Annotated in this window: 8 protein-coding genes; 4 read left to right on the top strand and 4 right to left on the bottom strand. The window is 62.2% G+C overall.

Annotated features, from left to right (window positions below; translation table 11 throughout):
• Positions 1-96 precede the first annotated feature (96 nt).
• On the top strand, positions 97-1,536 hold the full coding sequence (locus KYK33_RS01570; protein WP_224431828.1) for a RimK family protein: 1,440 nt from the start codon (positions 97-99) through the stop codon (positions 1,534-1,536).
• Positions 1,537-1,641: 105 nt separating this feature from the next.
• Here the strand turns inward: KYK33_RS01570 and rimK are convergent, their stop codons facing one another.
• On the bottom strand, positions 1,642-2,538 hold the full coding sequence (rimK, locus tag KYK33_RS01565; RefSeq protein WP_042040002.1) for a 30S ribosomal protein S6--L-glutamate ligase: 897 nt from the start codon (positions 2,536-2,538) through the stop codon (positions 1,642-1,644).
• Positions 2,539-2,752: 214 nt separating this feature from the next.
• Positions 2,753-6,424: a methionine synthase gene (gene metH, locus KYK33_RS01560; protein WP_224431827.1), complete on the bottom strand. Its 3,672-nt coding sequence runs from the start codon at positions 6,422-6,424 to the stop codon at positions 2,753-2,755.
• Positions 6,425-6,625: 201 nt separating this feature from the next.
• On the opposite strand from metH, the gene KYK33_RS01555 reads away from it, so the two are divergent.
• Positions 6,626-7,900 (top strand): cation:proton antiporter, encoded by a 1,275-nt coding sequence (locus tag KYK33_RS01555; RefSeq protein ID WP_224431826.1) that lies wholly within the window; start codon positions 6,626-6,628, stop codon positions 7,898-7,900.
• A 95-nt stretch (positions 7,901-7,995) separates the two neighbouring features.
• On the opposite strand, the gene metA is transcribed toward KYK33_RS01555, so the two are convergent.
• Positions 7,996-8,943, bottom strand: coding sequence for a homoserine O-acetyltransferase MetA (gene metA, locus KYK33_RS01550; RefSeq protein WP_042040005.1), 948 nt, complete (start codon positions 8,941-8,943; stop codon positions 7,996-7,998).
• Between the two features lie 142 nt (positions 8,944-9,085).
• Here metA and KYK33_RS01545 point away from each other — a divergent pair, with 142 nt between their 5' ends.
• Together KYK33_RS01545 and KYK33_RS01540 are read left to right on the top strand one after the other, a co-directional pair.
• Complete coding sequence (locus KYK33_RS01545) at positions 9,086-10,324, top strand: HD-GYP domain-containing protein (RefSeq protein WP_224431825.1); 1,239 nt, start codon at positions 9,086-9,088, stop codon at positions 10,322-10,324.
• Between the two features lie 130 nt (positions 10,325-10,454).
• Complete coding sequence (locus tag KYK33_RS01540) at positions 10,455-11,609, top strand: competence/damage-inducible protein A (protein WP_224431824.1); 1,155 nt, start codon at positions 10,455-10,457, stop codon at positions 11,607-11,609.
• Positions 11,610-11,649: 40 nt separating this feature from the next.
• On the opposite strand, the gene KYK33_RS01535 is transcribed toward KYK33_RS01540, so the two are convergent.
• Positions 11,650-12,744 carry an ABC transporter permease gene (locus tag KYK33_RS01535; protein WP_042040008.1) on the bottom strand — a complete coding sequence of 365 codons (1,095 nt, stop codon included), beginning with the start codon at positions 12,742-12,744 and terminating at the stop codon, positions 11,650-11,652.
• Between the last annotated feature and the right edge of the window lie 36 nt (positions 12,745-12,780).

Here is a 12,780-nt window from a genome sequence, read left to right as displayed (position 1 = left end):
CTCTTGTCCCCCCTCGCGCCATGGTCGTGCTGTCGGTGCATCGAAGCCCACCGGGGATACTGCCATACCGGCAGTCCGATCCCTGGAGCCGAAAATATGAGTACCTATGTCATCGTCGAGGAGCCGGGGGACTGGCCCTGTCACGGCGATTATCTGCTGACTGCCCGTTCCTATCTGCAACATGGCCTGCCCACTACCGGGGGACGCGGTCGCATCATCAACCTCTGCCGCAGCCTGGATCACCTGAGCGCTGGCTACTATTGCTCACTGCTGGCCCAGGCCCGTGGCCACCACTGTCTGCCCGGGCTGCAGGCCATCAGTGTGCTGCAACCCCAGCAGCCCCCCGCCAAGCTGTGGCGCAAGCTGCAAGGCTGGCTGGCCCAGCAGAATGAAGACAGGATCCGGGTGCGCGCCATCTTCGGACAATGCGAGCAAGAGGCGCTGGCGGGGCTGGCTCGCTACTACTATGGCCTGAGCCAGCTGCCGCTCCAGGAGCTGACCCTGAAACGCGGCCGCCATGGCTGGTCGGTGCGCCAGCAGCAGAGCCTGTCACCCCTCGCCCTTGGCGAGGGGGAGCGCGCCCTGATGTTGAGTCATGTCCAATCCCTGGTCGGCGATCGGGCCGAACCCAGCACACCGCGCTACCAGCTCGCCATCTTGGCCGATCCTGGCGATGGTCGCGCCAGCAGCGATGAACTCGCCCTGGCTCGCTTCATCCGGGCCGCTGCCGTGCAGGGGATCCACGCCGAGATCCTGGCCCCTAATGCCATCGAGCGACTGCCTGAATTCGACAGCCTCTGGCTGAGATCCGAAACCGCCGTCGGCCACTATACCTTCGAGTTTGCCCGTCGTGCCGAGCAGCTCAAGATGCCGGTCATCGACAGCTCCCGCGCCATTCTCGCCTGCAGCAACAAGCTCTATCTCTATGAATTGATGGTGCGCAGCGGCGTGGCCATGCCCCCGACCATGGTGGTCACCCGGCGCGGTCGCCATCAGGTCGAGGAGCTGGTGCAGCGGCTCGGCCTGCCTTTGATGGTGAAGATCCCGGACGGCGCTCAGGGACGGGATCTGGCCATGGCCAGTGACGAGCCGCAGCTCGCCCGTCTGCTGGAGGAGGGGTTGAGCCGCTCCGCCCTGCTGCTGGTGCAGAGCCGGATCCCGGCCGAGTTTGACTGGCGCATCGGCTTTCTCGACGGCTCCCCCCTGTTTGCCTGCCGCCGCTACCGTCCCGAACCCGGCAACCGAATCCGCCGCCGCAAGCACCCCCTCGACATGAGCCGGATCGAGGCGATAGCGATGAACGAGGTGCCGGAGCGGGTATTGCAGATGGCGCGCCGGGCCGTTCATCAGCTCGGCAACGGCCTGTTTGGCGTGGATCTGCGTCAACAGGGGCAGGGCTGTGTGCTGCTCGAGATCATCGACAACCCCTGGATCCGCGGCGACATCGAGGATAAAGAGGCGCCGGATCTCTACGATAGGCTGGCCCTGGCATTTCGCGAGCGCCTTGAAAACCGGGGGCAGCAGGCCCTGACATGAGCCCACCCTGGTGCCTCTGCCCCGCACCGGATATGACAGAGGGGAGCCCTGGCTCCCCTCTGCTATTCAGTCCCGCTGACCCATTACAGGTGTCAGCTGGGGCACTTACTCCGCCGGCTTGTGTTTACGACTCGCCTTGAGCTCCAGATACTCGATGATCTTGCCCGCCACATCTTTGCCGGAGGCCGCTTCCACCCCTTGCAGGCCGGGGGAGGAGTTCACCTCCAGCACCAGCGGGCCGCGGGCGCTGCGCAGAATGTCGACACCGGCCACGTCCAGTCCCATGATCTTGGCGGCCTGCACCGCCGTCGCCCGCTCTTCCGGGGTGATCTTGATGGCCTCGGCCGTGCCGCCGCGATGCAGGTTGGAGCGAAACTCCCCCGGCTGCGCCTGACGACGCATGGCGGCCACCACCTTGCCATTGACCACCAGGCAGCGAATGTCGGCCCCATCGGCCTCGCGGATAAACTCCTGCACCAGAATATTGTTATTGGTCTGGATGAAGGCTTCGATCACGCTCTCGGCGGCCTTTTGGGTCTCGCACAGCACCACCCCTATCCCTTGGGTACCCTCCAGCAGCTTCACTACCAGGGGGGCGCCCCCCACCATCTTGATGAGATCCGGGACATCATGAGTGCTGTGGGCATAACCTGTCACCGGCAGGCCGATGCCGTGGCGCGACAACAGTTGCATGGCACGCAATTTATCCCGGGAGCGGGAGATGGCCACCGAGCTGTTGAGGGCCATGGTGCTCATCATCTCGAACTGGCGCAGCACTGCGGTGCCGTAGAAGGTGATGCTGGCACCAATGCGCGGGATCACCGCATCGTAATTGCCAAGCTCCACCCCTTCATAATGGATGGAGGGATTATGAGAAGCGATATTCATGTAGCAGCGCAGGGTGTCGAGCACCTCGACCTCATGACCACGGGCACGAGCCACCTCGACCAGACGGCGAGTGGAGTAGTTTCTAGGCTCACGGGATAAAATAGCAATCTTCATGAAAGTTCCGCTAGGAGGCAGTGCCTGGGCAGGATAGGGCGGGAGAGTATAAGGTGCCACAGCCCTATGACAACGCCAATCGTTTATCCTGACAACAAGACAATCCACACAAAAAGTGCAAAAACTCGGTCTCTGTCATCCAGATGTAAAACGGCGGCCCCAGAGTGGGGCCGCCGTTGTCATGGGCCTATGGCCAGTCGGGCCGAACCGCGCCTCACCCCAGGTTGGGTCCCAGCCAGCGCTCGGCCTCGGCCAGGCTCATGCCCTTGCGCATGGCATAATCCTCGACCTGATCTTGCTGGATCTGCGCCACCGCGAAGTACTTGGCTTGCGGGTGGGAGAAGTACCAGCCCGATACCGCGGCACCCGGCCACATGGCGTAGGATTCGGTCAGCTGCATGCCGATCGCCTGCTCTACATCCAGCAGCTCCCAGATGCTGCCCTTCTCGGTATGCTCGGGGCAGGCCGGATAGCCAGGGGCTGGCCGTATGCCCTGATAGTTCTCACGAATGAGATCCTCCTTGCTGAGCGCCTCGTCCGCGGCATAACCCCAATGCACTTTGCGCACCTGCTCGTGCAGGTATTCGGCAAAGGCTTCGGCCAGGCGGTCACACACCGCCTGCACCAGAATGGCATTGAAATCATCATGCTGCGCCTTGTAGGCGTTGGCGATGGCCTCTTCCCCTATGCCGCCGGTCACCGCGAAGGCACCGATCCAGTCCGGTTTGCCGCTCTCCTTGGGTGCCACATAGTCCGCCAGGCAGTAGTTGGGGAAGCCCTGCTTCTCGCTCTGCTGACGCAGGTGATGCAGCACCTTGCGCACCTCGCTGCGTGACTCGTCGCTATAGACCTCGATGCTGTCGCCGACCCGGTTGGCCGGGAACAGCCCTATGATGCCGGCGCAGCGCACGCTCTGATCACGCTCGAGCAGATCCAGCATGGCGTTGGCCTCGGCGAACAGCTTGGTCGCCTCCTCGCCTATCACCTCATCTTCCAGGATGCGGGGATACTTGCCCGCCAGCTCCCAGCTCAGGAAAAACGGCGTCCAGTCGATGTAGGGGCGCAGCACCGAGATGGCAATGTTCTCGAATTTTTGTACCCCAGGCTCGCGGGGGGCGGGGGGCTGATAGTTCACCCAGTCCAGCTGCTGGCGGTTGGCGCGGGCGTGGGCCAGGCTGACCGGCTTGGATCTCGGCTGCTTGCGGGCATGCTGCTCCCGGGCGATTTCGTACTCCTTGTCGATGCGGGCGACGAAGGCGGGTTTGAGCTCGGGGTTGAGCAAACTCTGGGCCACCCCGACCGCCCGGGAGGCGTTCGAGACATAGACCACGGGCTCGGAGTAGTTCTGCTCTATCTTCACCGCTGTGTGGGCCTTGGAGGTGGTGGCACCGCCGATCAGCAGCGGCAGCTTGAAGCCCTGACGCTCCATCTCCTTGGCCACGTGCACCATCTCGTCGAGGGACGGGGTGATGAGGCCGGACAATCCGATCATGTCGGCATTCACTTCCCGGGCAGTTTTGAGGATCTTCTCGCAGGAGACCATGACCCCGAGATCGACGATCTCGTAGTTGTTGCACTGCAGCACCACGCCGACGATGTTCTTGCCGATGTCGTGCACGTCCCCCTTGACGGTGGCCATCACTATCTTGCCGTTGCTCGACCCTCCCGACTTTTCCGCCTCTATATAGGGTTGCAGGTAGGCGACCGCCCGCTTCATCACCCGGGCAGACTTGACCACCTGGGGCAGGAACATCTTGCCCGCGCCAAACAGGTCGCCGACCACGTTCATGCCATCCATCAGCGGCCCTTCTATCACGTGCAGCGGCTTCTCGGCCCCGGCCCGCGCCTCTTCGGTATCCTCTTCGATGAAGTCGGTGATCCCCTTGACCAGGGCATGCTCCAGCCGCTTGCCCACCGGCCAGCTGCGCCACTCCTGATCCCGGGGATCCTCGGCCTGGGCGCCGGCGCCGCGATACTTCTCGGCGATGGCCAGCAGATCCTCGGTGGCGTTGTCGTTGAGGTTGAGCACCACGGCGATCACTTTCTCTTTCAACTCCGCCGGGATGTCTTCATAGATGGCGAGCTGACCGGCGTTGACGATGCCCATGTCCATGCCGTTCTGGATGGCGTGGTAGAGGAAGACCGCGTGGATGGCTTCCCGCACCGGCTCGTTGCCCCTAAACGAGAAGGAGACGTTGGAGACGCCGCCGGAGATCATGGCGTGGGGCAGATTATCCTTGATGTCCTTCACCGCCTCGATGAAGTCCACCGCATAGTTGTTGTGCTCGTCGATGCCGGTGGCGATGGCGAAGATGTTGGGATCGAAGATGATGTCTTCCGGCGGGAAGCCGACCTTGTCCACCAGCACCCGGTAGGCGCGCTGGCAGATCTCGAACTTGCGGGCCCGGGTATCGGCCTGACCCTGCTCGTCGAACGCCATGACGATGACGGCGGCGCCGTAGCGACGCAGCAGCTTGGCCTGCTCGATGAACTTCTCCTCCCCCTCCTTCATGGAGATGGAGTTGACCACCGGCTTGCCCTGCACGCACTTGAGCCCCGCCTCCAGCACCTCCCACTTGGAGGAGTCGATCATCACCGGCACCCGGGCGATGTCCGGCTCGCCGGCGATGAGGTTGAGGAAGCGCACCATGGCCGCCTCGGCGTCCAGCATCCCCTCGTCCATGTTGATGTCGATGATCTGGGCGCCGCTCATGACCTGCTGCTTGGCCACATCGAGGGCCTCGTCGTAGAGCCCCTCTTTAATCAGTCGCTTGAACTTGGCCGACCCGGTGACGTTGGTGCGCTCCCCCACGTTCACGAACATGGACTCCGCGGTGATGATCAGCGGCTCGAGGCCGGACAGACGGCAGGCCACCGGCAGTTCGGGCAGGGCGCGCGGCTTGATGCCCGCCACCGCCTCGCTCATGGCGCGAATGTGGGTCGGGGTGGTGCCACAGCAGCCCCCCACCAGATTGAGGAAGCCGCTCTGGGCCCACTCGCGGATATGGGCCGCCATCTCATCGGCATCCAGATCGTACTCGCCGAAGGCATTGGGCAGACCGGCGTTGGGGTGGGCGCTGACATGGCTCTCGCTGATCCGCGACAGCTCAGCCACATATTCCCGCAGCTCGTCCGGGCCGAGCGCGCAGTTGAGGCCAAACGACAGCGGTTTGACATGACGCAGGGAGTGATAGAAGGCTTCCGTGGTCTGACCGGAGAGGGTGCGGCCGGAGGCATCGGTGATGGTGCCGGAGATCATCACCGGCAGGGCATAGCCCAGCTCTTCGAACACCCCTTCCACCGCGAAGGCGGCCGCCTTGGCGTTGAGGGTGTCGAAGATAGTCTCGATCAGAATGATGTCGGCACCCCCCTCGATCAGGGCGTGGGTCGATTCGGTGTAGGCGGCCACCAGCTGGTCATAGGTGACATTGCGCTTGCCCGGATCGTTGACGTCCGGCGAGATGGAGGCGGTGCGGTTGGTGGGGCCCAGCACCCCCGCCACGAAGCGCGGCTTGGTCGGGTCCTTGGCCGTCCACTCATCGGCGACGGCACGGGCCAGACGGGCCGCTTCCAGGTTGATCTCCGCCGAGAGGGCTTCCATCTCGTAGTCGGCCATGGCGATGGGGGTGGCGTTGAAGGTGTTGGTCTCGAGGATGTCGGCCCCGGCGGCGCAATATTGATCGTGGATCTCACGAATGATCCCGGGCTGGCTGAGCACCAACAGGTCATTATTGCCCTTGATGTCGGTATGCCAGTCGGCGAAGCGCTCGCCCCGGTAATCCGCTTCTCCCAGCTTGTAGCCCTGGATCATGGTACCCATAGCACCATCTATGATCAGGATCCTCTGCGCCAGACAGGCCTGTAGACTCTTGTTATTTATCGACACCGCTCTTCCCTCTTACATCCATGCAACTGCGTGGCTTCATCCTAACAGCAAAGGAAAAAAATGGAAATCTAGCCGTCTATCTGTCTAAAACTTTCGTCTCGATACCCAAAAGTAGGTAGTGAGTAAACTATCACCACAGAGTACCCTATGCCCGTCCTATAGGGACTCGTGCTTGCTGTAACTCCAACGAGAAAAATAACTATGAGCGTCTACTACACTCTCTGCTTCTTGGCAGCATTGGCGATTCTTATCGCCTTCGCCAACCAATATGTCCTCAAAATCCAGACCACCATCGCCATCACGGCGGGCTCCATGCTGATCTCCTTGTTGATGGTCATGTTCGGCAAGCTGGGTTGGTTCAATCTGGAACCCCTTGCCGTCTCCACCATGGAGAGCATCAACTTCCAGGACTTCCTGCTCAAGGGGATACTGGGCTTCCTGCTGTTCGCAGGCGGGATAGGGATCAACCTGCCAGCACTGCGGGATCAGAAGTGGGAAATCACCATTCTTGCCCTCTTCTCCACCCTGCTGTCGACCTTCCTCATCGGCTACGGCTTCTGGGGCATCTCGGCGCTGCTGGGCTGGGAAATTCCTTTCATCTACTGCATGTTGTTCGGGGCACTCATCTCCCCCACCGACCCTATCGCCGTGCTGGCCATCGTCAAGAAGCTCAAGGCGCCACCCCAGATCGCCATCCAGATCGAAGGGGAATCCCTGTTCAACGACGGTGTGGGTCTGGTGATCTTCGTCACCGTCTTTGCCGTGGCCTTTGGCGGCAGCGAGCCCACCTTCTCGGGGGTGGCTTCCGTCTTCATGCATGAGGCCCTCGGCGGCATACTGTTCGGTCTGCTGCTTGGCCTGTTGGCCCACGTCATGATCAGCGCCACCGATGATGGTTCCCTGGAACTGTTGCTCACCCTCTGCATCCCGACTGCCGGTTTTGCCCTGGCCAACATCATGGGTGTCTCCGGTGCCCTGGCCATGGTGGTCACCGGTATCATGATCGGCAACTGGACTCGTCACACCGGCTTCTCCGAACAGAGCAAGCACTATCTGGATCACTTCTGGGAGTTGATGGATCAGTTCCTCAATGCCTTGCTGTTCCTGCTGATCGGTCTGGCGATAGTGTTGCTCGATATCGGCTGGGAGTTCTGGCTGTTGCCCATCATCGCCATTCCACTCTGCCTGGCTGCGCGTTTCATCAGCGTCTCCCTGCCCTATGTGGCGTTTCGCAAGTTCCGCAGCTACAACACCTTCTCCATCCGCATCCTGACCTGGGGCGGCCTGCGGGGCGGCCTGGCCATGGCGATGGCGCTGGCATTGCCAACCGACACCATGATGCTCCCCTCAGGGGTGGACTTGCGCGAAGTGATACTGATCATGACCTATGCCGTGGTCATGTTCTCCATCGTGATCCAGGGGATGACCATCACCCCCATGATCGAAAAAGCCAAGCGGGCCCACGGCGATTACTGAGCTGACTGATAAAGGTTGCACTCAGACCGCCCTGCAAGGCCAAAAAAGCCGCTCATTGAGCGGCTTTTTCATGGGGGAGAGACGGCAAGTCACCCTCAGTTGCGGGGCTTCTCGTAGGTGAACACCTTGCCGATATCTTCCAGGCGATAACTGGTGAGCTGGTAGACGTAGTAGTTGAGCCAGTTGGCAAACAGCAGGTGACCATGGCTGCGCCAGCTGGCGCGCGGCGGCTTGGCCGGGTCATTGTCGGGGTAGTAGTTGACCGGCACCATGGGCTCGAGTCCCGCCTCGAGATCCCGTTTGTACTCCCCATCCAGGGTCAGCACGTCATATTCGGGGTGGCCGGTGACGAACACCTGGCGGCAATCCTTGGTCGCGGCGAGATAGACGCCAGCCTCCTCGGACTCGGCAAAGATCTGCAGGTCGGTATGGGCGCGGATGAGATCGCCATCGAAGGCGGCATAACGGGAGTGGGGCGCCACGAAGTCGTCATCAAAGCCGCGCAGCAGCGGCTCGTTCTCATCCAGCCGGTGGTGGCGATAGATGCCGGACAGCTTCTCGCCATGGGTCTGCTTGTCCATGCCATAGAGCGCCTTGAGCGCCGCCTGCACGGCCCAGCACAGGAAGAGGGTGGAGGTAACATGTTCGTGGGACCACTCGATGATCTCGACCACCTTGTCCCAGTAGATGACCTCTTCAAACTCCACCCGCCCCAGGGGGGCCCCGGTGATGATCATGCCGTCGTAGTTGTTGCCACGCACCTGCTCAAAATCGTGATAGAAGTTTTCCAGATGCGCCTGGGGCGTGTTCTTCGACTCCCGATCGTCTATGCGCAGCAGATCGACGTCTACCTGCAAGGGCGAGTTGGAGAGCATCCGCATCAGCTGGATCTCCGTCTCTATCTTCTTGGGCATCAGATTGAGAATAAGCACCCGCAGCGGGCGTATGTTCTGGGTGACGGCCCGGGATTCCGTCATGACGAAGATGTTCTCCTGCCCCAATACTTCGGCGGCGGGCAACTGATCCGGGATCTTGATGGGCATGCTGACTCCCTGTACTGCATCGGTAAGAATGTCTGGACATCTAGAAGCCTATAATAAAGCACCCGAGCTGTCATCAGATACCTTTGTGTTCACCCCTGCCATTGACTAGCATACGGCTCAAGCGCCCCTCATTCCGAGCATCATGGCTGGCATCACCATTTCAGTAGACAGGCTGCAAGTCGGCAACTATGTCTCCCTGCCTCTGGGCTGGCGTGAGCACCCTTTCCTGTTTTCCAGTTTCAAGATAAAGAGTGAGGAAGAGATAGCGCTGATCCGTCGACTCGGCTTGCAACAGGTCACCCTGTTCCCCGACAAGAGCGACAGCCCGCCTCTGCCTCCGGATAGTGTCGCCCCCGTTGAGATCCCAATGTCAGAGCGGAGCAGCCAACAAGAGGCGATGCAGCAGGATAAAGAGGAGCGCATCGCCCGGTTGCAGCAATACCGCCATGACGTACAGCAGTGCGACAAGCAGTTTCAGCACTCTCTGAGCCAGGTACGCAGCCTGATGGGCAAGGTGCAGGCCCGTCCGCTCAATGCCATCACCGAGGCGAAAGATCTCATCGATGCCATCACCAGGCAACTGCTGGCGGCGGACGATCTGGTGCTGCACCTGATGGCCGAGGGTGACGTGGACGACCAGCTCTACTACCACTCCCTCAACGTCAGCGTGCTGAGCATGATGCTGGCCAAGGAGTGCAATCTGGGGGCTGAACAGATAAGCCAGGTCGGCATGGGCGCCCTCTTCCATGACATCGGCAAGCTGAAGATCCCGAGCCAGATAGTGCGTAAACGCGAGCCACTGACCAAGCCGGAGCAAAACCTGCTGGCGCAACATGGCCGCTATGGCCTCAGCCTTGTCAACCTGACCCCATCCTTTCCCGAGGAGGCCAAGGGCATAGTGCTGCACCATCACGAGTACCTGGATGGCAGCGGGCCCCTGGGACTCAAGGCCAGCCAGCTCGATCCTCTGACCCAGCTCGTTTCCCTGATCAATGAATATGACAATCTCTGCCACCGCCATGCCAAGGTGCCTTTCTCTGCCCTCTCCAGCCTCTACAAGCAGCGCAAGGGCCAATTCAACCCCGACTATCTGGCCCTGCTGATCCGCCTGCTCGGCATCTATCCTCCGGGCAGCGTGGTACAGCTATCCAATGGCCAGATTGGCTTGGTCATCGCCATCAAGGGCAGCAGCCTGCTCTATCCGAGCGTACTGCTCTATGACCCGGGCATTCCACGTCAGGAGGCGGCCATCATCGATCTGAGCCAGGTCGGACTCACCATCGCCAAGGTGATCCACCCCAAGCGCCTCCCCCCCGCCGTGTTTGAATACCTGAACCCGCGCACTCGCATCAGCTACTACTTCGACCCCAAACCGAAATAGTGGCCGGGATGGATCCTCTGGATAGTCTTCCCGTGGGGCCGCTACAATCCCATGCTGCCTGGCGCCCTGTCCCGACGACACGGCAAGCTGGCCGCCCCCCACGTTAAACCAGCCTCATCAGGAATCTGTCATGCACATAGAGATAATCAGCACCGGGGACGAGATAGTGACCGGCCTGGTGGTGGACACCAATGCCGCCTGGCTCAGCGCCCTGCTGCTCGAACAGGGGTGGCAGGTGCGGCGCCGCCATACGGTGGGCGATAACATGGCCGACCTGGTGAGCCTGCTGCGCGAATGCGCGGCCCGCGCCGAGCTGGTGCTGGTCTGTGGTGGTTTGGGGCCCACTGCCGACGATCTGACCGCGCAAGCCGCCGCCGAAGCCTTTGACGCGCCGCTGGCGCTCTACCCTGACTGGCTCGAGGTCATCAAGGCGCGCTATGCCAGCCGGGGTCGCCCCATGCCTGCCAGCAACGCCAAACAGGCCTGGTTGCCAGGGGGCAGCGAGATTCTCGATAACCCGGTCGGCACCGCCTGCGGCTTCCTGGTCCGCCATGGCCAGAGCCGACTCTTCTTTACCCCAGGGGTGCCTTTCGAATTCAAGCAGATGGTGCGCGAGCAGATAGTGCCACGGCTACGCGGTGCGGGAAGTGCCCGGGACACCGAGCTGCGCCGTTTCTACAGCTTCGGCATCTCGGAGTCGGCCTTGAGCGACCAGCTCGATGCCGCCCCCTGGCCCGCCGGGATCGAGCTCGGCTACCGCTCCGCCATGCCGCTCATCGAGCTCAAGCTGATCGGTCACGGGGCGAGTGCGGCAGACATGGCGATCGCCGAGACCCGGCTGATCCAGGCGATCCAGCCCTGGCTGGTAGGGCGAGGGGATCAGGCTCCCTGGTTGCAGATACTGGCAAGCCTCGACGAGCACCAACCCCTGCAACTGATTGAAGGGGCCAGTCAGGGGGCCCTGCTGGCCCTGTGCCGGGATCGGGTCGGGGTGAGCGCCAGCTACCGCCAGGATCTGCCCCAGGATCTGGCACGGCTCGAGGGGCCAGCACAGGGACTGGCGCTCACCATAGGCCGCGCCGGCCCCGAGGGGGTGCCCCTGCTGCTCTCTCGTGATGGCCGCCATTGGGGACAGACCCTCAGGGTCAATCATCCGGATCCCGCCAGTGGCCGACGCCTGCTCGCCTTCGCCGCCCTCGACATGCTGCGCCGCCAGCAGGCAGCGCTGCCGGTTATCGCCGATTATCCCACCCTGCCCCGCAGCGCCCGGCGTCTGCCCGAGTGATGCCACAGACCCCGGCAATCCGGGGTCCTCTTCCACCACCTCAATCCAGGCTCTTCTTGAAGCGATGGGCCGCCAGCAGCAGCACTATGGCGGCGAAGCCCCCTAGCCAGAGGGCATCCTGCCAGAGCGATGCCAGCTCGCCCCCCCGTAGCACTATGCCGCGAATGATGCGCATGAAGTGGGTGGCGGGCAGCAATTCGGCGACCCACTGGGCGGGCACCGGCATCCCCTCGTAGGGAAACATGAAACCCGACAACAGGATGGAGGGCAGCAGTACGAACACCGTCATCTGCATCGCCTGCAACTGGGTCTGAGCCAGGGTCGAGATGAGCAGCCCCAGGGTCAGGCTGGCGGCGATGAACAGCAGGGTGGCCAGCAGCACCTGACTCAGGGCCCCGTTGATCGGCACGGCAAAAATGAGGTGACCCAATCCCAATATGATGGCGACCTGGACAAGGCCCACCCCGATGTAGGGCAATATCTTGCCGAGCATCAGCTCCAGCGCCGTCACCGGGGTGGTGATGAGCAGCTCCAGATTGCCCCGCTCCCGCTCGCGCACTATGGCCGCCGACGTGAACATGATCATGGTCATGGTGAGGATGACCCCGAGCAGACCCGGCACTATGTTGATGGCCGAACGGCGCGAGGGGTTGAAGTAGAGCACCGTCTCCAGACTGACCGGAGGTTGAGTCAGGCGGGCGTCCAGCTCGGTGAGCGGCATGCTGCGCAGGCCAAGCAGGGCGCTGGCGATCAGGGTATCCGAGCCATCGACCAGCCACTGCCCCACGGGGCGCCCCTCACCGAGCCGCCTCGGCAAATCCGCCGGCAACACCAGCACGGCGCGCACCTCCCCCCGGGTCAGGGCCGACTCCGCCTGGTCGACGCCCTCATAGTGGCGCGCGATGCTGACCACCTGGGTCGCCTTGACCGCCTCCACCAGCAGACGGGCATCCGCCGTGCGACTCATGTCGAGCAGACCAACCGGGATATGGCGCACATCGGTATTGATGGCATAGCCAAACAGCAGCAGCTGGATCAGGGGGATCATCACCACCATACCAAAGGTGAGCCTGTCCCGGGCGAGTTGACGCAGCTCCTTCTGGGTAATGGCCCACAGCCGCAGCCAGCGGATCATGCCCTCACCCTCGTCGTGATCGCCCACAGCCGCAGC

Origin of the sequence: Aeromonas rivuli (assembly GCF_020149575.1) — a bacterium.
Taxonomy (GTDB): domain Bacteria; phylum Pseudomonadota; class Gammaproteobacteria; order Enterobacterales; family Aeromonadaceae; genus Aeromonas; species Aeromonas rivuli.
This window is presented reverse-complemented; position numbering and strand designations above follow the sequence as displayed.